This is a genomic window from Pseudomonas sp. IB20, assembly GCF_009707325.1.
In the GTDB taxonomy this organism is placed as follows: Bacteria; Pseudomonadota; Gammaproteobacteria; order Pseudomonadales; family Pseudomonadaceae; genus Aquipseudomonas.
On record NZ_CP046103.1, the window covers coordinates 163,136 to 187,491 of the forward strand.

The window sequence follows — 24,356 nt, forward strand, 5'->3', positions numbered from 1 at the left end:
GCGCGTGGAATCCGAAGTCGGTCGAGTTCATCTCAGTCATGATCCACGCACGCTGCACGACGACCCGTTATTAGACGGGTTGTTGGCGCTCTGTGCCCTGCATCAAAAACCGGCCAGCGCGGCCATGCTCACCACGGGCCTGCCGTTGCCCTCGCAGCGCCTGAGTGCCGAGTTGCTGCCGCGTGCAGCCGCGCGCGCCGGGCTGCAAGGCCGTGTGCTGCAACGCAAGCTGGAACAGATCCCGACGATTGCACTGCCGGCGCTGCTGTTGCTCAAAGACGGTCGCAGTGCCGTATTGGTGGGTTGGCAAGGCGAAGATGAAGCACGGATCCTGCTCAGCGAAAGCGACGGCGGTGAAGTGCTGATCAAGCGCGAGGCGTTGGCCGATGACTACATCGGCAAAGTCTTCTTTGCCCAGCCGCAGCACAAATTCGACGTCAACCACGGCACCCTGATCCCTCGGGCGCGTTCGTGGTTCCGTGACACCCTCAAGCGTTCGCGCTGGCTCTACACCGACGCCATTGCCGCCAGCTTCCTGATCAACATCATCGCGATGGCCGCGCCGTTGTTCGTGATGAACGTGTACGACCGTGTGGTGCCCAACCAGGCCACGGCGACCTTGTGGGTGCTGGCCGTGGGTATCTGCGGCGCGTACCTGTTTGACCTGATCCTCAAAAGCCTGCGCAGCCTGTGCCTGGACCTGGCCGGTAAAAAGACCGACCTGATCATTTCGGCCACGCTGTTCGAGCGCATTGTCGGCATGTCCATGAAGTACCGGCCGGCACGGGTCGGCAGCTTCGCGCAGAACATCCATGAGTTTCAGAGCCTGCGCGATTTTCTCGCCTCGCTGACCCTCACCAGCCTGATCGACCTGCCGTTTACCCTGCTGATCTTCTTGGTGATCGCCATCCTCGGCGGCCACTTGGTATGGGTGCCGGTGCTGGCGTTCCCCATTGCCCTGGGCATCGGCTACGCCCTGCAAAAACCGCTGGTGGCGACTATGGAACGAACCATGGCCCTGGCCGCCGAGCGCCAGTCGAGCCTGATCGAAACCCTCGCCGGGTTGGACGCGGTCAAGGTCAACAACGCCGAGAGCGAACGTCAGTACGGTTGGGAACAGACCATCGGCACCTTGAGCCGCCTTGAGCTGCGCGTGAAATTGCTGTCGGGCCTGTCGATGAACATGACCCTGCTGATCCAGCAACTGGCTGGCGTGATCATGATCGTGTTCGGCGTGTACCAGATCATCGACGGCAACCTCAGCATGGGCGGCCTGATTGCCTGCTACATGCTCAGTGGCCGCGCCTTGAGCCCACTGGCCTCACTGTCGGGCCTGCTGACCCGTTACCAGCAAGCCAAGGTCACCATGACCTCGGTGGACCAGATGATGGAGCTGCCCCAAGAGCGCAATTTCGAAGAGCGCCCGATGAGCCGTCGCACCCTGCAAGGTGCCATCGAGTGCCGGGGCCTGAACTTCACTTACCCGAACCAACAGAACGCCGCGTTGAAAAACATCAACCTGATGATCAAACCGGGCGAAAAAATCGGCATTATCGGCCGCAGTGGCTCGGGTAAAAGCTCCCTCGCCAAACTGATCGTCGGCCTTTACCAGCCCGACTCCGGCGCCTTGCTGGTGGACGGCGTGGACGTACGCCAGATCGACGTGAGCGAACTGCGCCACAACATCGGCTACGTCGCTCAAGACATCCAATTGCTGGCCGGCACCCTGCGCGACAACCTGGTCTCGGGTGCGCGTTATGTAGAAGACGAAATGGTCCTGCAAGCTGCCGAACTGGCCGGTGTGCACGAATTCGCGCGCCTGCACCCCCAAGGTTATGAGCTGCAAGTTGGCGAGCGTGGGCAGAACCTGTCCGGCGGCCAGCGGCAAAACGTCGCCCTGGCGCGCGCGCTATTGCTCAACCCGCCCATCCTGCTGTTGGACGAACCCACCAGCGCCATGGACAACACCGGTGAAGAACGCTTGAAACAACGTCTGCAAGCCGTGGTGCAAAACAAGACCGTGGTGCTGGTCACCCACCGTGCCTCACTGCTCTCCCTGGTGGACCGCCTGCTGGTGGTCGACCGTGGGCAGATCCTCGCGGACGGCCCGAAAGCCGTGGTTATGGAAGCGTTGAAAAAGGGGCAGATCAGTGTTGCTTAACTCCATCAAAAGCGCGGTTGGCCGCTACTTCAAAGGCACCGACTCGTTGCAGGGCCAGCCCCTGCCTGAGGTCAACAAAGCGCTGATCGAAGATGCACCGCGGGTAATCCGCCTGACCATCTGGGCGATCATCGCGTTCTTCGTATTCCTGGTGGTGTGGGCGGGTTTCTCCAGCATCGACGAAGTCACCCGAGGCGACGGCAAGGCGATTCCGTCGTCCAAGCTGCAGAAAATCCAGAACCTGGAAGGCGGTATCGTCTCCGAGTTGTACGTCAAGGAAGGCCAGATCGTAGAGGCTGGCGCGCCGTTGATTCGCCTCGACGACACGCGGTTTGTCTCCAACGCTGGTGAAACCGAAGCCTTGCGCCTGGCCATGCAACTGCGCGTTGAGCGCTTGAGTGCGCAGGTGGATGACCGCCCGCTGAACATCCCCGATGACGTGCTCAAGGCCGCGCCGAGCCAGGCCGCCAACGAGCGCTCCTTGTATGAAAGCCGCCGCCAGCAGTTGAAAGACGAAGTCGGTGGTTTGCAGGAGCAACTGGTGCAGCGCCAACAGGAACTGCGCGAGTTCAGCTCCAAGCAAGGCCAGTACCGTAGCCAGTTGTCCCTGCAACGCCAGGAAATCAACATGTCCGAGCCGCTGGTGGCCCAGGGCGCGGTATCGCCAGTGGAAGTGCTGCGCCTCAAGCGTGCCGAAATGGAAACCCGTGGCCAGTTGGACGCCACCACCCTGGCGATTCCCCGCGCCGAATCAGCGATCAAGGAAGTGCAGCGCAAGATCGACGAAACCCGTGGCAAATTCCGCAGCGAAGCGCTGACCCAGCTCAACGAAGCCCGCACCGAACTGAACAAGGCCGAATCCACCGGTCGCGCCCTGGAAGACCGCGTCAGCCGTACGCTGGTCACCTCGCCGGTACGCGGTATCGTCAAGCAATTGCTGGTCAACACCGTCGGCGGCGTGATCCAGCCGGGCAGCGACATGGTCGAAATCGTGCCGCTCAACGACACCCTGCTGGTGGAAGCCAAGATTCGCCCGCAAGACATCGCCTTCCTGCACCCGGGGCAAGAAGCGATCGTCAAATTCACCGCCTATGACTACACCATCTATGGCGGCCTGAAGGCCAAGCTCGAACGCATCGGCGCTGACACCATCACCGATGAAGACAAGAAAACCACCTACTACATGATCACCCTGCGCACCGACCGCAGCCACTTGGGCACCGATGAGAAGCCACTGCTGATCATCCCCGGCATGGTCGCCTCGGTGGATATCATTACCGGCAAGAAAAGCATCCTGAGCTACCTGCTCAAGCCGATCATCAAGGCGCGGGCCGAGGCGTTGCACGAGCGGTAATCTCTATCGCCTGCCAGGGCCTCATCGCAGGCAAGCCAGCTCCAACATTTGAATGTGTTCACAAATCAGAATGTGGGAGCTGGCTTGCCTGCGATTGCGCCATCAGCATCACCGCAGATCCCAACCCTAATGCATATCGATATTCACTAACGGTATTTAATCGCCCGTTCTTATATCTATAAAGTCACTCCCCTGTCCGACCGGGAGTGCCTTCATGTCCGCCACCTCTACTGTTCCAACAGCGACCTCTACCGCTCAGTCCTTCGACATCCGCCCATTCCCCGGCAGCGTCGGCGCCGAGATCATCGGCCTGGATTTATCCCACCCGGTCAACGACCAGGACTTCGCACGCATCCACCGCGCGCACCTGGACCACCACGTCGTGGTATTTCGCGACCAACGCATCACCCCCGAACAACAGATCGCCTTCAGCCGCCGCTTCGGCGTGTTGCAGATCCATGTGCTCAAACAGTTCCTGCTGGCCAACCACCCGGAAATCCTGATCGTCTCCAACATCATCGAAAACGGCCAATCCATCGGCCTGGGCGATGCGGGCAAGTTCTGGCATTCGGACCTGTCCTACAAGGAACTGCCAAGCCTGGGCTCGATGCTGCACGCCCAGGAACTGCCCTTTGAAGGCGGCGACACGCTGTTCGCTGACATGCACAAAGCCTGGGACCAACTGCCCAAGCACCTGCGCAACGCCGTGGAAGGCCGCAGCGCCGCGCATTCATATACCGCGCGCTACAGCGAAACTAAATTCGAAGGCAACTGGCGCCCAACGCTGACCCCCGAACAGCTCGCCCAAGTGGCCGAAGTGGTGCACCCAATTGTGCGCACCCACCCGGAAAACGGCCGCAAAGCGCTGTTCGTCAGCGAAGGCTTCACCACCCGCATCGTCGACCTGCCGGAGGATGAAAGCCGCGACCTGCTGGCCCAGCTCTACGCCCACAGCGTGCTGGCGCACAACATCTACCGCCACCAGTGGCAGCCCCATGACCTGGTGTTCTGGGACAACCGCTCGCTGATCCACCTGGCGGCCGGTTGCCCGAGCCATCTGCGCCGCAAGCTGTTTCGCACCACCATCCAGGGCGATGCGCCTTTCTAACCCCCTGCAAGAGAGTTGAAATGAACGCGCCCCTGCAAGGCCACGCGGCCAGCAACCTGAACACCGCCGAACCGTTGCTGGCGGTGGACCATGTCAGCCTCGAATACCGCACGCCCGAGCGCGTGGTGCGGGCCACCCACCAGGTCAGTTTCGAAATCGACCCGGCCGATCGCTACGTGTTGCTCGGCCCTTCGGGCTGCGGCAAATCCACCTTGCTCAAGTCGATCGCCGGGTTTATCAAACCCTGCGAAGGCGAGATCCGCCTGCTCGGGCAAAAGGTCGAAGAGCCTGGCCCGGATCGCATCGTGGTGTTCCAGGAGTTCGACCAGCTGCCGCCGTGGAAAACCGTCAAACAGAACGTGATGTTCCCGCTGTTGGCGTCGAAAACCTTGAAGCGCCGCGAAGCCGAAGAACGCGCGCTGCACTACCTCGAAAAAGTCGGCCTCACGGCCTTCGCCGATGCCTACCCACACACCCTGTCCGGCGGCATGAAAGCCCGTGTAGCCATCGCGCGCGCGCTGGCCATGCAGCCGAAAATCCTGCTGATGGACGAACCCTTCGCCGCCCTCGATGCCCTGACCCGGCGCAAGATGCAGGAAGAATTGTTGCTGCTCTGGGAGGAGGTGCGCTTCACGCTGTTGTTCGTCACCCACTCCATCGAAGAAGCCCTGGTGGTGGGCAATCGCATCCTGTTGCTGTCGCCACACCCTGGGCGCGTGCGGGCGCAAATCCACAGCCATCAATACGACCTGCACAGCCTCGGCGGTGTGGAATTCCAGGCGTCGGCGCGGCGTATTCATCGCCTGTTGTTCGATGAAGCGCCCGAGGCCGAACGTGAGTTGGGTTTCGCCGATATCCGCATCGCTTACTGAAGGGGCCGCCCATGCGCCAGGAATTTGAAGTTAACCTCCAACCGCTGCTCAGCGTCCCCGTGGAGCGCGAACTGCCCTTGCGTCAACGTCTGTGGCAACAAGGCTGGCTGCGCAAGGGCCTGATCCTGATCGTGCTGGCGATCCTGTGGGAAGCGGTTGCCCGTTACCAGAACAACGATTTGCTGCTGCCGAGCTTTTTGCAGACGGCCCAGGCGCTGTTTGATGGCCTGCTCAGTGGCGAGCTGCTGAGCAAAGTGAGCATCTCGCTGGCGGTGCTGATCAAGGGCTACCTGATCGGCATTGTGCTGGCGTTTGCCCTGACCACGTTGGCGGTGTCGACCCAGTTGGGCCGCGACCTGCTCAGCACCCTGACCTCGATGTTCAACCCGTTGCCGGCGATTGCATTACTGCCACTGGCGCTGCTGTGGTTCGGCCTGGGGCAGAACAGCCTGATTTTCGTGCTGGTGCATTCGGTGCTGTGGGCCTTGGCGCTGAACACCTATTCCGGGTTTCTCGGCGTGTCCGAAACCCTGCGCATGGCCGGGCGCAACTACGGCCTCAAGGGTATGCGTTTTGTGCTGTTCATCCTGATCCCGGCGGCGCTGCCGTCGATCCTCGCCGGCCTCAAGATCGGCTGGGCTTTCGCCTGGCGTACGTTGATCGCCGCCGAGCTGGTGTTCGGCGCCACCAGCGGCAAGGGCGGGTTGGGTTGGTACATCTTCCAGAACCGCAACGAGCTGTACACCGACAAGGTGTTTGCCGGGTTGGCGGTGGTGATTCTGATCGGCTTGCTGGTGGAGAACCTAGTGTTCGACACCTTCGAACGGCTGACGGTGAAACGCTGGGGCATGCAGCGCTAAATAGGAATAATTGCTCTTGCGCGCTTAATAATTGCTCTTTGTCCGCGCTGGCGCTGATAATGCTGCCCGAACCTGACGTCGCCCTGGCGTCAGGCATGTCTGGTAAAAGGATTTACGAAGATGCGGCTTTTTGTCTTGGCAGCGGCCTTGTTGTTATCGACTTCGGTTTTTGCTCAATTCGCGCCTGAAGCGGTTTTGATGCCCAAGCCGCATTACCCTCAAAACATGATCAACACCCAGGGGCATGCGCGCATCAGCCTGAATATTCACAGCGACGGAACGGTCAGCGATGTAAAAGCGCTCAGCGCCACCCAGCCTGCTTTCGGCGCCGCCGGCGTGGACGCGGCCACACAATGGCGCTTCAAACCCTGGACGGTGACTGCCGATCAGCCAGCGGTCATCGAGGCGCACAACGACATGATCTTCTCGCCTGAACCGGCGCGCACTGAAGCGGTTCAACTGACCTTTACGCAAACCACCTATCAATCCTGCCGCGCGTTGAACGAAGAAGTCAGCCAGTTCCGTCGCGACCATCCCACCCGCCCGTTAATTGCCATAAAGAGCTTTGCCATCACCCGTGTGGCGGTGATGTTCCCGGCGTTAAGCGGTAAAAGTGACTACAACGAAGGCCTGGCTCGCGCCGATGAGCTGGAAAACGCTTTGCCGGAAATCGTGCGCAAGTGCCAGGCGAATCCCAAATCCACCTTCGCCCAATACCTGCCTCGCAGCCTGAGGCGTTACCTGTAAAGCCTGCTACGATTGCGCCCAGTTCACTCCCCACTGACCACGAGTGCTTGGCATGCAACTTCCGGACATGAACCTGTTGGTCGCCCTCGACGCCTTGCTCGACGAGGGCAGCGTGGTCGGCGCCGCGCGACGCATGAACCTCAGCCCGGCGGCCATGAGCCGCACCCTCACACGCATTCGCGAGGCGGTGGGCGATCCGATCCTGGTGCGCGCCGGTCGCGGCCTGGTGCCGACGCCCAAGGCCCTGCAGCTGCAAGGCCAGGTGCGCAGTGTGGTGGAGCAGGCGGCGTTGTTGTTTCGCTCGGCGGATCAGGTTGACCTGAGCACCTTGCGCCGGCGTTTCAGCGTGCGTGCCAATGACTTCTTTATCGGTGTGTATGGCGGTCGCCTGTTCGACACCATGGAACGCGTGGCACCGCTGTGCGAGCTGTGCTTCGTGCCCGAAGGCGACACCGACGACGAGGCGCTGCGCGAAGGGCGGCTGGACCTGCGAGTAAGCAACACCATGCCCTCCAGCCCCGAAGTGAAGGTGCAGAACCTGTTCTCCACCACCTTTGTCGGCCTGGCGCGGCAAGATCACCCGTTGTTCGACGAAGAAATCACCGCAGCACGTTTTGCCAGCTATTCCCACATCAGCATTTCGCGGCGCGGCATCGCTCGCGGGCCGATCGACACCGCGTTGAATGCCCAGGGCCTGGAGCGCCGCGTGGCGATGATCGCCCCAGGCTTCCATGGCGCGATGTTCATGCTGACCGACTCCGACCTGCTGCTGCCGGTGCCCAAGGAAGCCCTCTTGAGCGCCACCCGCCTGAACCTGCCACTGCGCTCATTCCCGCTGCCGATTTCCCTGCCGACCCTGGTGCTCGCGCAATCCTGGCACCCACGTTTCGACAAAGACCCGGCCCACAAATGGCTGCGCGAAACCATGCGCGAGAGCTGCCATGCCACCTGGCTGGAAGCCCAGCCCACCTGAATCTCAGGTGCACTCGATCAAAATGTGGGCCTGGGCAGACCGAATTGTTTGCATCGCTGGCAAGCCCGGCGCCCACAGGATCAAGCTACGGCCAACAGTTGCGTCTGATGCACTTATAACCTGCCGACAAGTAACTTTTTTGTCATGTGTGTGCCTGATTAAACTGCTCGGGTATTTCTAATCCCGAGTTACTTGTTCATGACATCCCTCGCTGCCCCCGCTCTCCAGGCTGCAGCCAAACCCACTGCGCTCAACCCGCCCGTGTTCGGCCCACGCATCATCATCGGCCTGGTCGGCGTGCTGTTGGCGGTGCTGGTGTCCGGCCTCAATGAGATGGTCACCAAGGTGGCCCTCGCGGATATCCGTGGTGCGCTGTACATCGGCTTTGACGAAGGCACCTGGCTGGTCGCCGCCTACACCGCGACCTCGGTGGCGGCCATGGCGTTTGCGCCGTGGTGCTCGGTGACGTTTTCCCTGCGCCGCTTCACGCTGTGCGCCATCGGCCTGTTCACGGTGCTGGGCATCCTGTGCCCGTTTGCGCCGAACTACGAGACCCTGCTGCTGCTGCGCACCGTGCAAGGCCTGGCCGGTGGCGCGTTGCCGCCGATGTTGATGACCGTGGCGCTGCGCTTCCTGCCGGCCAACGTCAAACTGTACGGCCTGGCCGGCTACGCGCTCACCGCCACCTTCGGCCCAAGCCTGGGCACGCCGTTGGCTGCGCTGTGGACCGAATACGTCGGCTGGCAGTGGGCGTTCTGGCAAATCGTTGCGCCGTGCCTGCTGGCGATGGCTGCCGTGGCCTACGGCTTACCGCAGGATCCGCTGCGCCTGGAGCGCTTCAAGCAGTTCAACTGGCGCGGCCTGCTGCTGGGCTTCCCGGCGATCTGCATGCTGGTGATCGGCCTGTTGCAGGGCAATCGCCTGGACTGGTTCGAGTCCGGCCTGATCACCTTCCTGTTGAGCGCGGGCACGCTGTTGCTGGTGCTGTTTCTGGTGAATGAATGGTCGCAGCCGATTCCGTTCTTCAAGTTGCAGATGCTCGGCCTGCGCAACCTGGCCTTTGCCTTGATCGTGCTGGCGGGCGTGCTGATGGTGCTGACCTCAGTGATCATCATCCCCTCGAGCTTCCTCGCCCAGGTCCAGGGTTACCGGCCGCTGCAAACCGCGCCAGTGATGCTGCTGATGGCGTTGCCGCAGTTGATCGCGCTGCCGCTGGTGGCGGCGCTGTGCAACCTGCGCTGGGTCGATTGCCGGTGGGTACTGGGGATCGGGTTGAGCATGCTGGTGCTGTGTTGCATTGGCAGCGCGCACCTGACCTCGGAGTGGATTCGCGACGACTTCTATGGCCTGTACCTGCTGCAAATCTTCGGGCAACCCATGGCGGTGTTGCCGCTGCTGATGCTGTCCACCGGCAGCATCCAACCGATAGATGGGCCGTTCGCCTCGGCTTGGTTCAACACCGTCAAAGGCCTTGCGGCGGTGGTCGCCACCGCCGTGATTGATGTGCTGACCACCCAGCGCCTGCACTTTCACTCAACCATGCTGGTGGACCGACTGGGCAACTCGCCCCTGGCCGACGGCGACGCGCCGGGCCTGGCGCACCGGCTGCATGAGCAGGCCGTGGTGCTGACCTCTTCGGACCTTTATTACGTCATGGCGGGTGTCGCAGTGGCGTTGATCCTGCTGATTTTCTGGATGCCCACGCGGATTTTTCCGCCGCGCACACCGACCTAGCACAAGGAATTTTCATGAAACGCAAAGACAAAATTGCCGTCTCCGTTATCGCCGTGTTTGCTGTCGGCATGCTGGTGTACCTGGTCGCGCCCGGCCTGTTGGGCAGCAAGCGCCAGACTACCAACGACGCCTTCGTCGCCGCCGACTTCACCCTGGTGGCGCCGCGCGTAGCCGGTTTTATCAAGGAAGTGCTGGTAGAAGACAACCAGCGGGTCAAGGCTGGCCAACTGTTGGCGCTGATCGACGACCGCGACTTTCGCGCCGCCGCGCAGGCTGCCGACGCCGACACGCTTGTCGCCCAAGCCCAACTGAAAAACGCCACCGCGACCCTTGAGCGCCAGAGCTCGGTGATCGCCCAGGCCCAGGCCACCGTAGCGGCAGACCGCGCCGAAGTGGCCTTCGCCGAGCACGAACTGAACCGCTACAACCACCTCGCCGGTGTTGGCGCGGGCACCGTACAGAACGCCCAGCAGGCCAAGACCCGCATCGACCAGGCCACCGCACGCCTGGCCAATGCCACGGCGGTGCTGGCGGCCGAGCGCAAGCAGGTGGAGATCCTCACCGCCCAGCGCGATGCCGCCGAAGGTGGGCTCAAGCGCGCCCAGGCGGCGTTGGAAATGGCCAGCTATCAGCTGTCCTACACGCGCATTGTGGCGCCGGTGGATGGCATGGTCGGTGAACGCGCGGTGCGCGTCGGTGCGTATGTGACGCCGGGCAGCAAGATCCTCGCCGTGGTGCCGTTGGCCGAGGCTTATGTGGTGGCCAACTTTCAGGAAACCCAACTGTGGCATATGCACGCCGGCCAAGCCGTGCAGGTGCGCGTCGACAGCCTCGACGGCGAACTGCTCAAGGGCCACCTGGAAAGCCTCGCGCCGGCTACCGGGGTGACCTTTGCGTCGGTCAAACCCGACAACGCCACCGGTAACTTCACCAAGGTGGTGCAACGCATCCCAGTGAAAATCGTGCTCGAACCCAATCAGCCACTGACCGAGCGCCTGCGTGTCGGCATGTCGGTGGAAGCCAGCGTCGACACCCAATCAGTCGCGCAGCCGCGTGAGGTGGCCCAGCAATGAAGCCGTTTGCCTGGCTCACCTTGAGCCTGATCAGCCTGATCAGCCTGAGCGCCTGCACCGTCGGCCCGGATTTCCAGCGGCCACAAAGCCCGCAAGTCACCCAATGGAGCGAGCCCCAGGGCCGGCAGGCTGCCAGCCGCGCCGTCACCGATCCTTTGCAAGAGCGTTGGTGGGACGTGTTTCACGACGAACAGCTCTCGGCCCTCACACGCCGCGCCCTTACCGACAACCTTGACCTGAAACTGGCCAGCAGCCGCTTGCAACAAAGCCGTGCCGTGCGCCAGGTGACCACCGCCGAGCGCTATCCCAATGTCGATGCCACGGGGGCTTACCAGCGCAAACGCAATAGCGGCAAAGGCTTGAGCGACCCCTCCGGCGAGAACGGCCGTTCGGCGTTCAACGAGTGGGACATGGGCTTCTCCGCCGCCTGGGAGCTGGACCTCTGGGGCCGGGTCAAACGCGAAACCGAAGCCGCTGACGCCACCCTGCAAGTCGCCGAAAACGACCGCCGCGCCGTGCTGCTGTCGGTGCTTGCCGAGACCGCCCAGGACTACATCCAACTGCGCGGTGTGCAGAACACCCGCGCCGTCACCGAGCAAAACCTCGATGTTGCGCGCCACAGCCTCAAGCTCTCGCAACTGCGCCTGGCCGACGGCGTAGCGACTGACCTGGACGTGGCCGAAGCCGCCGCCCAAGTAGCCGCCATCGAAGCACGGCTGCCGGATTTGCAGCAGCGCCAGGACCAACTGATCAACGCCCTGAGCCTGTTGATGGGCGAGCCGCCGCAAGCGCTGCATGCGCAATTGTCCAAGGATGCTGCCGTGCCGCAAACCCAACGCCAGGTCGCCATTGGCCTGCCGTCGGAACTTGCCGAACGCCGCCCAGACATCCGCCAGGCCGAGGCGCGCCTGCACGCCGCAACCGCCACTATCGGCGTGGCCAAGGGGGATTTCTACCCGCGTATCACCTTGTCCGGCAGCCTCGGTTCACAGGCCATGCAACTGTCGGATTTCGGCTCGTGGGGCTCGCGCGCGTTTGCCTTCGGCCCACAGTTCAGCCTGCCGCTGTTCAATGGCGGCCGGCTGCAAGGCGTGTTGAACCTGCGTGAAGCGCAGCAACAGGAAGCCGCGCTCGCCTACCAGCAAACCGTGCTGCGCGCCTGGCATGAGATCGACGACCAACTGACCCGCTACAACGCCAGCCAACTGCGCCGCGACAGCCTTGCCGAAGCGGTGCGCCAAAACCAGATCGCCTTGAGCACCGCGCAACAGCAGTACGTCGAAGGCGTGGTGGATTTTGTCAACGTGCTGACCGTGCAAAGTGCGCTATTGGCAACGCAGGAGCAGTGGGTGGAAAGCTCCACCGGTGTGTCATTGGCCATGGTCGGGTTGTACAAGGCGTTGGGTGGCGGTTGGCAATCCGTCTACCCTGAAACAGCCTCCCTTCCTGCAGGCTAAATACAACGCCATGTGGGAGCGGGCTTGCCCGCGATGAGCATAGGTATCTACCACTTTTTGTGGTTTAGCTGTGATGGTTTAGGTAGATTGAGTACATATCCGTTGCTGCGGTAACGGCTGCTTAGGGTTCCGCCCTTACGGCGGGTCACTTTTGGAAAAGAGCCCCAAAAGTAACCAAAAGGGCTCTTGCCCCACCACTCGGTGCCTCGCCTAGGCTCGGCATGCCCTCACTCCGGCTTGAATCCGTGGGCCGCCGCCATGGGCCATCCTTGGCCCATCGCGGCTAACCCGGCGTCCTGCCGGGTTACCCACGGATTCAAGCCTGCGTTCGGCCATCGTGGTTAACGGGGCGCCTCAGATCAAGATCAAGATCAAGATCAAGATCAAAAGCAAGAGCACGGCGGCCTAGTAGCCGACCTGAGTGGTAGAAGCAAAAGCAGGGCAAAGCAAGAGACTCACACCACGTTGACTGAACTGACGCTATCGCGGGCAAGCCCGCTCCCTCAGGGGATATTGCGTGATTACGGGTTCTGCAAAAACACCACATACCCCCGAAACCACTCACTCCCCTTCAAATACCCCGGTTCCTCCCACGCGCCACCCTGAATCAACCCGACCTTGAACGGCAGCCCCAGCCGGTTCATCCGTGGCAGATACGCCGCGTAATCTGGGATGCTGTGGCGCCCTTGGTACGTCTGCACCACCACTTCATCCACCACGCCTTTGAGCTGGGCGATGGCGGTTGGGTCGGCGTTGCTGCTCCAGTCCATCAGGCCGGTGATGCTCAGGCGCAGGTCGGCTGGCAAGCGTTGGCGCAGGTCGCGCAGGAAGTCGGCGTATTCGTGCAGGTACTGGGTGCGAGCGTCGAAGTCGATCTGGATGCCGACCACTGGGTTGCCGGCGTCGCGCCAGCGTTGCACTTGGCCGAGCAATTGGCTGTAGACCTGCTCCGGCCAGTGCAGGGTGTGGGCGCGGTAGACCACCCAAACTTCACCCTGGGTAATGCGCGGTACGCTGATGCCTTGGGCGATGAACTGCACGCCGCGCTGAGGGGCGCGGCGGGTGGAGTTGATCTGGCCCTGGAGGATGTACAGGGTTTTCGCCTGCTTGAGCACCGGCTGCGGTGTGACGCCACTCCACAGCCAGAAGGCGTCGTAGTCGCGGGCGTCAACCGCAGCAAAGGCCGGGCTTGCCAGCAACAGCAAGCCTAGCCACAGGTGTTTCACCAGTAGTACTTCAGTGACTCGGCCCACTCGGTGTCGGCAAACCCGGTTTTCAGCTGGCGGAACCAGCCTTTGCGTACGGATTTATCCACATCCTCACCGCCGCAGTTGTTATAGCCGGACCGCGCATAGCAGTTGATCGCGCGAAACAGTGCGTAGGCCTTGTCGTTATGCGCAGCCTTGGGGTTGGCGATGACCTGGCGGTAACCGTCGAGCCGCGAAAAGGCTTCGCCTTTGAACAGCGAGGCAGTGCTGCCCAGGCTGCCGGCGGCGCGCGCCTGGTCCAGCGGCATGCCGTCCAGATGGTTGCTGAGGATGAACTCACCCAGGCAGTTCAGGCCCTTGGGGTTTTTCGGATCGGCCTGCAGAGTGCTGGCGATTTGCGCAATGCTCGGGCAGGCGTAGCCGGATTCGGCTTTGTCGCCGTTCCATTGGAACAGCTTCAGCGAGTAGCCATCGCTGTAGACGTAACCCAGGCTGGTGCCGAGTTTGTCCTCTGGCGCCGAGGCTGGCAGTTGCTTGAGGTCTTCGGCGAAGGTGGCGTATTGGCCGCGCAGCAGGTCTTTGTAGAGCAGCACAAATTGGGCGGTTTCGCGTTCGGCCGGGTCGCTGGCCTGGGTGATCTGCTGACGCAGCAATTCCTGGCCTGCGATGTTACGCAGCAAGATATAGCGCACCTGTTTAGCGCTGATCGGCGAGTCGCTCGCGAACACTTTGGCCAGTTGGCCGCTGCGCTCGTAATTCATCGCCAGGGCCAGCTCCAACTGGTCGCGCTGCAAGGGTTGCTTGGCCAGTGGCAAGAGTTTCAACCACAGCGCTTCGGCGCTGTTCCAGTCTTGCTTGGCTTCCAGGGCGAGGCCGCGCAGGGTCTGCTGGCTGAAGGCGAAGTAGTTCAGGCTCGCAGGCACGTCCTGAGGCAGCAGTTTCAAGGCGTGGTCGGGTTGATGCTCGACGTACAGGGCAAAGGCGGCTTGCACGTAGTCGTACAGCGCCGGTTCTTGGGCGAACACCGCCTTCTGCTCGGTCAAGGCCTCGCGGGTCAGTTTGGGCGGGTTGCCGGCGCGCATCCACATCAAGTCATTGAGCGCCAGCATCAGTGGGTTGGCCGCAGGTGTTTGGGTGACGCTCAGCAGTTTGTTGTCGGTTTCCTGCACCAGGTCATCCAACGACACGTTGCGCGGCTCAGCGCTCAATTGCGCAGCCAGCGCGTTCGCCAGCTTGTCGGTATCGCCCGCCAGCCAATGCACGCGGCGCAACAGGCCTTGGGCGGAGGCGGCGTATTCACCCTGTGGGTAAGTTTTCAGGTACAGGTTGAAGCTGGTTTCGCTATTGGCCAACACCGACTTATCCACACGCTCCAGCTGCGGCATGCCGTATTCATCGAAGGCGTTTTCCTGGGCTTGGTTCAGCTCGGTACGGGCGATCATGTACAGCGCCGTTTCCTTGACCCACGGCAGGCTGCCGGCGGCGGCCGCGACAAAGCCGCGTTGTGCGTCGCCGAACCGGCCGCTGTAGAAGTCGCCGGCGGCTTGAAGGTAGGTGCGCAGCTCGCGGCCTGGGGCTGACTGGATTTGCTCCGGGTCGCCCAGGCTTGCGCCTTCCCAGGTACAGGCGCCAAGCAGGTGCAGGCGGCCCGCGATCAGTAAGCGGCGCTCCGGCTCGGGCAGGTCGGCCTTGATTACCTGGCTGACGAACGCCGTGGCGCTGCTGTCGTCGTTGCTGCGGCAGCGGCTGCCTTCGCCGCTCAGGAAGGTATCACCCGCAGCTTTGTCGCTTTCACGTGCGATACCCTGCGAGGCCAACAGCTCATCGAGCTTGTTGGGCGCAGGCGTCGCGTCGGGTTTTTCGGCGCTGGCATCGGTCATCGGTGTGAGGCGATACACCGGGAACGGCACCGGGCCGAAGCCTTCTTCCAGATCCGTTTCACCCAGCGCATTCGGCGTCAGGGGCGCCACCTGCTTGTCGGCCAGCAACAGGCGCAGGTTGACCCGGCTGTCATTGCCCGGGCTCAGAAAGGGCAGGTTGCTGCACCCTTCGAGGCTGTCGCGCGATACCCGCCAGTCGGGGTAGCACGAGTCATCGCCACTGGCTTGGGCCTGGAAGGAAAGGCCGGCGAGCAGCGCCAGGGCCAGGGGAGACAGAAAACCGATACGCATGACGTGTCCTTGATCCTTAGTCCTTTGAGGGGGCAATCATAGCGTGATCCGACAAGTGCATCGGTGAAGGCCTACACAAATCGCTGATTTGTCCGATTCCAGCAGCGAATAATGGGCTTTTGTCCTAGAGTGGCGGTCATTCACGCATGGGGCTTGTTTGCCGGCCTTAAAAGGCAAGGGTAGGGGAATTGGAGGGGGCAATCATAGCGTGATCCGACAAGTGCATCGGTGAAGGCCTACACAAATCGCTGATTTGTCCGATTCCAGCAGCGAATAATGGGCTTTTGTCCTAGAGTGGCGGTCATTCACGCATGGGGCTTGTTTGCCGGCCTTAAAAGGCAAGGGTAGGGGAATTGAGGTGCGACGGTCTGTGGTAGAGCAAGATGAAAAGATTGCGGCAATGCCCGCATTCAATCGCCTCACCGGTGCCTGGGAAGGCACCGGTTGGGTCAGTCGCCTGTGGTGGGTGCCGATCCTGGCACTGGCCATGGCCCTGCGTTTTTACAGCCTGACGGCGGCGGCGATCTGGGGCGACGAAGGCTCCAGCCTGTTGCTCAGTGAATACGCCGTGGACGACCTGTGGTTTCACGCCGCCCATGATGTGCACCCACCGTTGTACTTTTTCATGCTGCGCGGCTGGATCGAGCTGTTCGGCGACAGCATCTGGTCGATTCGTGGCATGAGCGCGATCCCCGGTGTGGTCGCCGTGGGCCTGGGCACCTGGCTGACGCGCGCGCTGTCCACCCGGCGTGCGGCCGTGCTGGCGGGTGTGTTGCTGGCGCTGCTGCCGACAGCGGTGCGCTATAGCCAGGAAGTACGCATGTACTCACTGCTGGGTGTGTGGCTGCTGGCCGCCACGTTGGCGCTGGTGTACTGGGTGCGTCAGCCCGAGCGCACGCGTTATCTGGTGGCGTATGCCGTGCTGATGAGTGCCGGGTTTTACACCCATTACTTCACCGCCCTGTGTGTGCTGGTGCATTGGGCTTACCTGGGTGTGCTGTACCGCGCGCAACCACGAGGCCAGCGCCTGCTCGGGCGGCCTGCGTGGTGGGCGGCCAACGCCGCGATTGTGTTGGTGTACCTGCCTTGGTTGCCGAACTTGTGGGGCCTGGTGCAACACGTCGAACAGCTCAAGGTGGGCGGTGACATTGGCTGGGAGGAACCGGTTAATCTGCTCTCCATGCCGTCGATGATCTGGCAATTTGTGGCGCAGGACGAGGGTATTGGCTTCTGGCCGCCGCTGTTTTGGCTGTTCCCGCTGCTGCTCGTTGCGATCGTGCTGGTGACTGCCTGGCGAGACCGCGAGGGTTATCGGCCGGCCACCTTGCTGGCGCTGTTTTTCCTGCTGCCGTTGCTGTTGGTGTACGGGGTGTCCTTTATTTCCCCGGTGTTTATCGAACGTTACCTCACTGTCTACGCGTTGGGTTTGCCTATCCTTGTGGCACTCGCCATCGACCGCTTACCGGCGCGCCTGTCTTGGTTGGGCGCGGCCTTTCTTGTGTTGTTCGTGGGGGTGGAACTGGTGGGGTTGAAGAACAATTTCACTGTCGATGAACATGACCAGTTCAACGTCCCCGTGGAGTTCGTCAATCGCAACTACCAGGAGGACGACCGCATCGTTCTGAGTGACATGCTGTGGTACCTCAGCTATGTGTATTACGACCAGACCGACGCCCAATTGCAGCTCTACACACCGCCCAAACCCGACGGCACGCCGACCCGGCCGAACGCCTACGGCTTCGGTACGCTGGTGGACCAGGATGGTGGGCGCATCTACCTCGACCGTTTGTCGGCATTGCCCGCCGATACCCGCCGCGTGTGGCTGATCAGCAGCAACGAAGCGCCGGATGATTTCGCACCACTGCCCGATGGCTGGCGCGAGCTGAGCCGTCAGGACGGCGGCGGTGCCAGGGCGCGGCTGTTCGTGCTGTGCAACGTACCGCAGCCGCAACCCGAAGGTTGCCGCTAGACTCAGTTAACACTTCTTTATCTGGAGCTTGCCATGGAATCGCCTGTGCACAGCTTACCATGGCTGGCGCGAGCTGAGCCGTCAGGACGGCGGCGGTGCCAGGGCGCGGCTGTTCGTGCTGTGCAACGTACCGCAGCCGCAACCCGAAGGTTGCCGCTAGACTCAGTTAACACTTCTTTATCTGGAGCTTGCCATGGAATCGCCTGTGCACAGCTTACCTTCACTGTTCAAACAGCTTGGGCTGCCGCATGACCCGGTGAGTATCGAGAAGTTTGTGACGGTTCATTCACCGCTAAAGCCTGAACTGCATTTGGCGGATGCGTTTTTCTGGACGCCCAGTCAGAGAGCGTTTTTGCGCGATGGGATTCGGGAAGATGCGGATTGGGCGGAAGTCGTGGATCAGTTGAGTGTGTTGTTGCGGGCAGGGCGAGAGGCGTAAAAAATCTTTTCAAAAAGGCATTGATCGTTCCTACGCTTCGCGTGGGAATGCCGCCTGTGGCGCTCTGCGTCACGACTTTAAGAGCGGATGATCGTTCCTACGCTTCGCGTGGGAATGCCGCCTGTGGCGCTCTGCGTCACGACTTTAAGAGCGGACGCGGATGCACTCCCACGCAGAGCGTGGGAACGATCAATACCGCTGAACATCCAACATCCCTTCCGAAACCCGCTTTACTTACCCCAACCCCGCACCACCCATCACAAATTTGTTTCAAAACTTGACTGCTCTGGATCCATCCACCATATTGATAGTTAGCAAACTAACTGTATGCGAACACTCCAGTGCCTCAAACCCTCGAACAACTCCACATGAACCTCAGCAGCAGCATGGTGGTGGGCGCCCGTCATTGGCGCAAAATCTGCCAGACCACGCTGGTGAGTTACGGTATTTCCGAAGCCTGCGCCGTGCCATTGTTGATGATCGGCCGCTTGGGCGACGGTGTGCATCAGGTAAAAGTCGCCCAGGCGTCCGGGATGGAAAGCCCGTCACTGGTGCGTCTGCTCGACCAGCTGTGCAGCGGCGGCTACGTGTGCCGTACCGAAGACGTCCATGACCGCCGCGCCAAGGCTTTGAGCCTCACCGAGCGCGGCCGTGAGCTGGTGCAAGCGGTGGAAGTGCAACTGGTGCGCCTGCGCCGGGAAGTGTTGGCGGATATCGCCAACAGCGACCTTGAGGCCGCCCTGCGTGTGCTGCGGGCGTTTGAAGCGGCTGGGGTTGCATCGCCTTGAACGGATTTTTTGCCGGCTTCCCGCCCGCCCGCGACTGGTTCTATGGGGTGCGTACGTTCGCGGCGTCGATGATCGCGTTGTACATCGCCATGCTCATGCAAATGCCACGTCCTTACTGGGCGATGGCCACGGTGTACATCGTCTCCAGCCCGTTCGTCGGCCCTACCAGCTCCAAGGCTTTGTACCGCGCCATCGGCACCTTTATGGGCGCGGCGGCGGCGGTGATTTTTGTGCCCATGTTTGTGCAGGCGCCGTATGTGCTGGTGGTGGTGATTGCGTTGTGGACGGGCATTTTGCTGTTCCTGTCCATGCACCTGCGTACCGCCAATAACTACGCGCTGATGCTCGCCGGCTACACCTTGCCGTTGATCGCGCTGCCGGTGGTGGATAACCCGCTGGCGGTGTGGGACGTGGCCGAGGCACGTACGGAAGAAATCTTCCTCGGCATCGCGGTCGCCGCGGTGGTGGGCGCGATGTTCTGGCCACGGCGCCTGATGCCGGTGTTCGATGGCTCGGTGGCCAAGTGGTTTGCCGACGCCCAGGTCTACAGCCTGCGCTTTTTGACGCGCAACGTGGCGCCTGAAGAGGTCAGCACCTTGCGCGGCGGCATGGTCGCCACTTTCAACACCCTGGAATTGATGATCGGCCAGTTGCCCCACGAAGGCGCGCGGCCGCAGACGGTGCGCAACACCAAGGAGTTGCGTGGGCGCATGATTCACCTGCTGCCGGTGATCGACGCCTTGGACGACGCGGTCTACGCAATCGAACACCGAGCCCCGGAATTTCTCGATCAGCTCACGCCATTGCTGGAAGAGGCCACTGTTTGGCTGCAAAGCACCACCGAAGAGGCACCCCTCGAACGTTGGCGCGTGCTGCGCGACAAGGTCGACGCCCTGCAACCTCAAGGCGAAGCGCTGGACGACCGCCACACGTTGCTGTTCTCCAACGCCTTGTATCGCCTGGCCGAGTGGATCGACCTGTGGCAAGACTGCCGCAGCCTGCAGGCCGCCATCCAGTGCGAAAGCCAGGACACCTGGCGCGCCGTGTACCGCCACTGGCGCCTGGGCCGGCTGACGCCGTTCCTCGACCGTGGCCTGATGTTCTACTCGGCATTTTCCACCGTCACCGCGATCATCGTCGCCTCGGTGCTGTGGATCCTTCTGGGCTGGACCGACGGCGGCAGCGCGGTGATTCTCGCCGCCGTGGCCTGCAGCTTTTTCGCGTCGATGGACGACCCGGCGCCGCAGATCTATCGGTTTTTCTTCTGGACTGCGATGTCGGTGCTGTTCGCCAGCCTCTATCTGTTTTTGGTGCTGCCCAACCTGCACGATTTCCCGATGCTGGTGCTGGCGTTCGCGGTGCCGTTTATCTGCATCGGCACGCTCACGGTGCAGCCGCGTTTCTACCTCGGCATGCTGCTGACGCTGGTCAACACCTCGTCGTTTATCAGCATCCAGGGCGCCTACGACGCGGACTTCCTGAACTTCGCCAACGTCAACCTGGCCGGGCCGGTGGGCTTACTGTTCGCCTTTGTATGGACCTTGATTGCACGGCCGTTCGGCGCCGAACTGGCGGCCAAGCGCCTGACCCGTTTCAGCTGGCGCGACATCGTCACCTTGACCGAGCCTGCGACCCTGGCCGAACACCGGCACATGGCCGCGCAAATGCTTGACCGCCTGATGCAGCACCTGCCGCGCCTGGGCCTCATCGGCCAGGACACCGGCACCGCCCTGCGCGATTTGCGCGTGGCGCTGAACCTGCTTGACCTGTTGGCCTACTCGCCGCGCATCTACGGCGTGCCCCGGGTGCTGCTCAACCAGGTGGTGGAAGGCGTCGGCGGTTACTTCAAAGCCTGCCTCAAGGCGGGTGAACGCTTGCCCGCGCCGAGCGGTCTGCTGATGACCCTCGACCGCACGCGCCGCGCCCTCAATGGGCAAGGCCTGCAAGACGAAGATGACACCCGCCTGCATCTGCTGCACGCGTTGGCCGGCTTGCGCCTGTCGTTGCTGCCCGGCGTGGAATTTATTGGCGGCACCGAAATGGAAGCGCCGCTGCCTGATGGAGCGCCTTTATGATCGGTGATCTGGATATCAGCGGGGTGTTCCTGCCCACGCTGCTGGTGCTGATGGGCATTACGTACGTGTTGTTTCTGGTGGTGCACGGGTTGTTGACGCGCATTCACTTCTATCGCCTGGTCTGGCACCGGGCATTGTTCAATGTGGGGCTCTACGCGCTGTTGCTGGGCGCGGTGGACTCACTCAGTCGATACCTCATGACATGAAAAAACCTTTTTTGACCATCGGCCGTGTTGTCCTGACGTTATTGATAGTGACCTTTGCTGTCGTCGTTGTGTGGCGCATGGTCATGTACTACATGTTTGCACCCTGGACCCGTGACGGGCATATCCGTGCCGACATCGTGCAGATCGCCCCGGACGTGTCCGGGTTGATCCAGCAAGTCGACGTGCGCGACAACCAGCTTGTGACCAAAGGTCAGGTGCTGTTTGCCGTGGACCAGGACCGCTTCAAGCTGGCCCTGCGCCAAGCCCAGGCTGCCGTGGCCGACCGCCAGGAAACCCTGGCCCAGGCCCAGCGCGAAAACAAACGTAACCGTGGCCTGGGCAACCTGGTGCCGAGCGAGCAACTGGAAGAAAGCCAGTCCCGCGTGGCCCGTGCCCAATCGGCCTTGGCCGAGGCGCAGGTGACGGTGGACGCCGCCCAGCTCAACCTCGACCGCTCGGTGATCCGCAGCCCCGTGGACGGCTACGTCAACGACCGTGCGCCGCGTAATCAGGAGTTCGTCACCGCCGGGCGCCCGGTGTTGTCGGTGGTGGACAGCAACTCGTTCCACATCGACGGTTACTTCGAAGAGACCAAACTCGACGGCATTCACGTCGGTATGGCCGTGGATATCCGCGTGATCGGCGACAACGCGCGTCTGCGTGGCCATGTGCAGAGCATCGTCGCCGGTATCGAAGACCGTGACCGCACCAGTGGCTCTAACCTGTTGCCCAACGTCAACCCGGCATTCAGCTGGGTGCGCCTGGCCCAGCGGATTCCGGTGCGCATTGCCTTTGATGACGTGCCGGCGGACTTTCGCATGATCGCCGGGCGTACGGCCACGGTGTCGATCATTGACGACAAGACCGCCGCCAAAGAAAAAGCGCAGCAGGGAGAAAAACCATGAAACCGGCGGCGTTGCTGGCCACGGCCGGCTTGGGTTTGCTGCTGTCGGCCTGCCAAGTGGTGGGGCCCGATTACAAACTGCCGTATAAGGCCGCCATCAACCGTGGCGACCTGCAAGGGCAGATCGCAGGTGAGGGTGGCAACGTGGTCTCGGCGCCGGTGCCAGCCGACTGGTGGAAGCTGTACAAAGACCCGCGCCTGGATGAGTTGGTACGCCAGGCCATGGCCTCCAACACCGACCTGCGTGTGGCCGCCGCCAACCTGCAACGCGCGCGTTTCCAGACCCAAGAGGCGCAATCCGCAGGCGGTTGGAGCGCGGGCGCGAAGGCTGAGGCCCAGCGCCTGCAGGAATCGGGCGAAGCGTTTTTGCTGACAGAAAAAGTCCCGGTCGGCAACATCGGCAGCGCCAGCATTAGCACCTCCTACCAGTTCGACTTGTTCGGTACCTTGCAGCGCGGCATCGAAAGCGCCCAGGCCACCACCGACGCCGCCCAGGCTGGCGCTGACACCGCGCGCATTACGCTGGTAGCGGATGTGGTGCGCTCCTACACCCAGGTGTGCGCGGCCAACGAAGAACTGGCGATTGCCAACGAGTCCCTCGACCTGCAAGCCCAGAGCACCAAGCTGACCCAGCGCCTGCGCGACGCCGGGCGTGGTGACGAAACCCAGGTGACGCGTTCGCAAACCCAATACAAATCCTTGCGCGCCGACATGCCGCGCTACGAAGCGTTGCGCCAAGCGGGCTTGTTCCGTTTGTCGATGCTGCTGGCCAAGCCTGTAGACCAATTACCCTCGGGCACCGGCACCTGCGCCGAGCTGCCGCACATCGCCCAGTTGCTGCCTGTGGGCGACGGCGCGACCCTGCTCAAACGCCGCCCCGACGTACGCCAGGCTGAGCGCCAACTGGCCGCCGCCACCGCGCGTATCGGCGTGGCCACCGGCGCGCTGTACCCGGACATCAGTATCGGCGCCACCGTGGGCACGGTCGGTCTGCTCGATGACCTGGGTACGCCTGCGACCAACCGCTGGGGCTTTGGCCCGCTGATCAGTTGGTCGGTGCCGACCAACGGCGCCCGCGCACGCATCCACGAAGCCGAAGCCGCGACCCAGGGCGCCCTGGCCCACTTCGACGGCGTGGTGCTCAACGCCATCCGCGAGACCCAGACCGGCCTTGCGCAGTACACCGCGCAGTTGCAACGCCGTGACGCGCTGGCCGATGCCGGCGAGTCGGCCAAGGAAGCCTCGCAGCAGACGCACCGCTTCTTCCAGGCCGGCCGCGCCTCGTTCCTGGCCGACCTGCAAGCTACGCGCACCTATACCGATGTGCGTGCGCAGCTGGCAGCGGCAAACACCCAGGTTGCCATGAGCCAGATCGATCTGTTCCTGGCTTTGGGCGGCGGTTGGGAAAGCGGACGAACGCAAGCGTCACAGCCCGGCAAACCCTGAGCGAATAGCTATGCTTTGACCTGTGAGCCGCTGTGACGGCTCGCTCGTCACTGCTCGCGTTTGCTCATGGGGATTCCAATAATGAAAAACCCTTATGCTCCCGCTTTCTGGTGCGTGTGTTTCGCACTGGTGTTGTTATCGGCTGCCTATTTCTACGGCGTCATGCTTGCCCATCAAATCGACACGGCCATGGTCTTTCTCGACAGCGCGTGCCTGGTGATCGGCACCTTGTCTATCGGCGTGGTGGCGTGGGCGTCTTATCAAAACCAACGGGTGAAGAAAAAGCTCCTCGAACAAGGCAAGACCCGTGTGGCGATCTGGGACACCAAGGTCGCCCTGCGCCGTGTCGAAACCGTGTTCGACCGCTATTTCTGGGGCAGCTACTGGCAGCCCGGGCGCACGTTCCAGGAAGTCATGGGTGAACTCACCGGCACGCCCCTGGAAAAAAGTCTCGAAGCCCTGAAAAAGCAATGTGTGCTGCTCGACCAGCAGGTCGCCGAAGGTAGGCATTGGCTGAATAACGCTCGGGAATTGTCCGACGTGGCCAACGCCATGGCGCGCGAGCGCTACCAGCTGGACTTCTGCAATCCCAAGGCCGACACCCCCGGAAACGCCGTGATACACCGTGAATTTGAGGTGTTGGTGTACACCTGGACGGCACGTTTGAAGAGTTTTGATCACCAGCTCGACGAGATTGAATTGGAGTACACCTGAACCAACTGCAGACCTGACCCCTCTGAAAAGCTGGGCCGTTCTCGGCCGCCAGTGCTAATCTTCCCCCGTTTTCGGCGGGCTTGAGCCAACCCTTTCG

The 24,356-nt window shown here is 62.1% G+C and carries 20 protein-coding genes; 18 read left to right on the top strand and 2 right to left on the bottom strand.

Annotated elements, in window-relative coordinates; genetic code table 11:
- Window positions 1-4: 4 nt before the first annotated feature.
- The 10 genes from GJU48_RS00770 (at window position 5) to GJU48_RS00815 (ending at window position 12,339) form a co-directional block, all read left to right on the top strand.
- Window positions 5-2,161, top strand: coding sequence for a type I secretion system permease/ATPase (locus GJU48_RS00770; RefSeq protein WP_094953073.1), 2,157 nt, complete (start codon window positions 5-7; stop codon window positions 2,159-2,161).
- Window positions 2,151-3,515: an HlyD family type I secretion periplasmic adaptor subunit gene (locus tag GJU48_RS00775; protein WP_094953071.1), complete on the top strand. Its 1,365-nt coding sequence runs from the start codon at window positions 2,151-2,153 to the stop codon at window positions 3,513-3,515. Before GJU48_RS00770 ends, GJU48_RS00775 begins: the two co-directional genes overlap by 11 nt.
- A 214-nt stretch (window positions 3,516-3,729) precedes the next feature.
- Entirely contained in the window at window positions 3,730-4,623 is an 894-nt protein-coding gene (locus GJU48_RS00780; protein WP_094953070.1) for a TauD/TfdA dioxygenase family protein, read from the top strand.
- Between the two features lie 20 nt (window positions 4,624-4,643).
- Complete coding sequence (locus tag GJU48_RS00785; protein WP_094953069.1) at window positions 4,644-5,495, top strand: ABC transporter ATP-binding protein; 852 nt, start codon at window positions 4,644-4,646, stop codon at window positions 5,493-5,495.
- 11 nt (window positions 5,496-5,506) lie between these two features.
- Window positions 5,507-6,355: an ABC transporter permease gene (locus GJU48_RS00790; protein WP_094953068.1), complete on the top strand. Its 849-nt coding sequence runs from the start codon at window positions 5,507-5,509 to the stop codon at window positions 6,353-6,355.
- Between the two features lie 198 nt (window positions 6,356-6,553).
- Entirely contained in the window at window positions 6,554-7,102 is a 549-nt protein-coding gene (locus tag GJU48_RS00795) for a TonB family protein (protein ID WP_176462997.1), read from the top strand.
- 52 nt (window positions 7,103-7,154) lie between these two features.
- Window positions 7,155-8,075: a LysR family transcriptional regulator gene (locus GJU48_RS00800; protein WP_094953066.1), complete on the top strand. Its 921-nt coding sequence runs from the start codon at window positions 7,155-7,157 to the stop codon at window positions 8,073-8,075.
- Window positions 8,076-8,273: 198 nt separating this feature from the next.
- Entirely contained in the window at window positions 8,274-9,809 is a 1,536-nt protein-coding gene (locus GJU48_RS00805; protein ID WP_094953065.1) for an MFS transporter, read from the top strand.
- Window positions 9,810-9,823: 14 nt separating this feature from the next.
- Window positions 9,824-10,882, top strand: coding sequence for an HlyD family secretion protein (locus GJU48_RS00810; RefSeq protein WP_094953064.1), 1,059 nt, complete (start codon window positions 9,824-9,826; stop codon window positions 10,880-10,882).
- On the top strand, window positions 10,879-12,339 hold the full coding sequence (locus tag GJU48_RS00815; RefSeq protein ID WP_094953063.1) for an efflux transporter outer membrane subunit: 1,461 nt from the start codon (window positions 10,879-10,881) through the stop codon (window positions 12,337-12,339). Before GJU48_RS00810 ends, GJU48_RS00815 begins: the two co-directional genes overlap by 4 nt.
- 521 nt (window positions 12,340-12,860) lie before the next feature.
- On the opposite strand, the gene GJU48_RS00820 is transcribed toward GJU48_RS00815, so the two are convergent.
- Together GJU48_RS00820 and GJU48_RS00825 are read right to left on the bottom strand one after the other, a co-directional pair.
- Window positions 12,861-13,565, bottom strand: a complete 705-nt coding sequence (locus GJU48_RS00820; protein ID WP_094952061.1) for a DUF3142 domain-containing protein — start codon at window positions 13,563-13,565, stop codon at window positions 12,861-12,863.
- Window positions 13,562-15,718: an outer membrane assembly lipoprotein YfiO gene (locus tag GJU48_RS00825; RefSeq protein WP_094952060.1), complete on the bottom strand. Its 2,157-nt coding sequence runs from the start codon at window positions 15,716-15,718 to the stop codon at window positions 13,562-13,564. Before GJU48_RS00825 ends, GJU48_RS00820 begins: the two co-directional genes overlap by 4 nt.
- 358 nt (window positions 15,719-16,076) lie before the next feature.
- Between GJU48_RS00825 and GJU48_RS00830 the strand changes: the two genes are divergently transcribed.
- The 8 genes from GJU48_RS00830 (at window position 16,077) to GJU48_RS00865 (ending at window position 24,259) form a co-directional block, all read left to right on the top strand.
- The gene (locus GJU48_RS00830; protein WP_094952059.1) at window positions 16,077-17,687 is read left to right on the top strand and encodes a glycosyltransferase family 39 protein; all 1,611 of its coding nucleotides are present in this window, start codon (window positions 16,077-16,079) and stop codon (window positions 17,685-17,687) included.
- A 193-nt stretch (window positions 17,688-17,880) separates the two neighbouring features.
- On the top strand, window positions 17,881-18,126 hold the full coding sequence (locus tag GJU48_RS00835; protein WP_094952058.1) for a DUF2789 domain-containing protein: 246 nt from the start codon (window positions 17,881-17,883) through the stop codon (window positions 18,124-18,126).
- 368 nt (window positions 18,127-18,494) lie between these two features.
- On the top strand, window positions 18,495-18,914 hold the full coding sequence (locus GJU48_RS00840) for a MarR family winged helix-turn-helix transcriptional regulator (protein ID WP_094952057.1): 420 nt from the start codon (window positions 18,495-18,497) through the stop codon (window positions 18,912-18,914).
- Window positions 18,911-20,989 carry an FUSC family protein gene (locus tag GJU48_RS00845; RefSeq protein WP_094952056.1) on the top strand — a complete coding sequence of 693 codons (2,079 nt, stop codon included), beginning with the start codon at window positions 18,911-18,913 and terminating at the stop codon, window positions 20,987-20,989. The genes GJU48_RS00840 and GJU48_RS00845 overlap by 4 nt, the downstream gene beginning before the upstream one ends.
- A complete protein-coding gene (locus tag GJU48_RS00850) occupies window positions 20,986-21,195 on the top strand; it encodes a DUF1656 domain-containing protein (RefSeq protein ID WP_016969155.1) in 210 nt (69 codons plus the stop codon). Before GJU48_RS00845 ends, GJU48_RS00850 begins: the two co-directional genes overlap by 4 nt.
- Entirely contained in the window at window positions 21,192-22,100 is a 909-nt protein-coding gene (locus tag GJU48_RS00855) for an efflux RND transporter periplasmic adaptor subunit (RefSeq protein WP_094952055.1), read from the top strand. The genes GJU48_RS00850 and GJU48_RS00855 overlap by 4 nt, the downstream gene beginning before the upstream one ends.
- Window positions 22,097-23,545, top strand: a complete 1,449-nt coding sequence (locus GJU48_RS00860; RefSeq protein ID WP_094952054.1) for an efflux transporter outer membrane subunit — start codon at window positions 22,097-22,099, stop codon at window positions 23,543-23,545. The genes GJU48_RS00855 and GJU48_RS00860 overlap by 4 nt, the downstream gene beginning before the upstream one ends.
- Window positions 23,546-23,626: 81 nt before the next feature.
- On the top strand, window positions 23,627-24,259 hold the full coding sequence (locus tag GJU48_RS00865) for an NADH:ubiquinone oxidoreductase subunit N (protein WP_094952053.1): 633 nt from the start codon (window positions 23,627-23,629) through the stop codon (window positions 24,257-24,259).
- The last annotated feature ends 97 nt before the right edge of the window (window positions 24,260-24,356 follow it).

What these genes read in the sequence shown, in the direction of transcription:
- GJU48_RS00780 (WP_094953070.1), top strand. Translation starts at nt 3,730, where the DNA reads ATGTCCGCCACCTCTACTGTTCCAACAGCGACCTCTACCGCTCAGTCC.
- GJU48_RS00785 (WP_094953069.1), top strand. Translation starts at nt 4,644, where the DNA reads ATGAACGCGCCCCTGCAAGGCCACGCGGCCAGCAACCTGAACACCGCC.
- GJU48_RS00790 (WP_094953068.1), top strand. Translation starts at nt 5,507, where the DNA reads ATGCGCCAGGAATTTGAAGTTAACCTCCAACCGCTGCTCAGCGTCCCC.
- GJU48_RS00795 (WP_176462997.1), top strand. Translation starts at nt 6,554, where the DNA reads ATGCCCAAGCCGCATTACCCTCAAAACATGATCAACACCCAGGGGCAT.
- GJU48_RS00800 (WP_094953066.1), top strand. Translation starts at nt 7,155, where the DNA reads ATGCAACTTCCGGACATGAACCTGTTGGTCGCCCTCGACGCCTTGCTC.
- GJU48_RS00805 (WP_094953065.1), top strand. Translation starts at nt 8,274, where the DNA reads ATGACATCCCTCGCTGCCCCCGCTCTCCAGGCTGCAGCCAAACCCACT.
- GJU48_RS00810 (WP_094953064.1), top strand. Translation starts at nt 9,824, where the DNA reads ATGAAACGCAAAGACAAAATTGCCGTCTCCGTTATCGCCGTGTTTGCT.
- GJU48_RS00815 (WP_094953063.1), top strand. Translation starts at nt 10,879, where the DNA reads ATGAAGCCGTTTGCCTGGCTCACCTTGAGCCTGATCAGCCTGATCAGC.
- GJU48_RS00825 (WP_094952060.1), bottom strand. Translation starts at nt 15,718, where the DNA reads ATGCGTATCGGTTTTCTGTCTCCCCTGGCCCTGGCGCTGCTCGCCGGC.
- GJU48_RS00835 (WP_094952058.1), top strand. Translation starts at nt 17,881, where the DNA reads ATGGAATCGCCTGTGCACAGCTTACCTTCACTGTTCAAACAGCTTGGG.
- GJU48_RS00840 (WP_094952057.1), top strand. Translation starts at nt 18,495, where the DNA reads ATGAACCTCAGCAGCAGCATGGTGGTGGGCGCCCGTCATTGGCGCAAA.
- GJU48_RS00850 (WP_016969155.1), top strand. Translation starts at nt 20,986, where the DNA reads ATGATCGGTGATCTGGATATCAGCGGGGTGTTCCTGCCCACGCTGCTG.
- GJU48_RS00855 (WP_094952055.1), top strand. Translation starts at nt 21,192, where the DNA reads ATGAAAAAACCTTTTTTGACCATCGGCCGTGTTGTCCTGACGTTATTG.
- GJU48_RS00860 (WP_094952054.1), top strand. Translation starts at nt 22,097, where the DNA reads ATGAAACCGGCGGCGTTGCTGGCCACGGCCGGCTTGGGTTTGCTGCTG.
- GJU48_RS00865 (WP_094952053.1), top strand. Translation starts at nt 23,627, where the DNA reads ATGAAAAACCCTTATGCTCCCGCTTTCTGGTGCGTGTGTTTCGCACTG.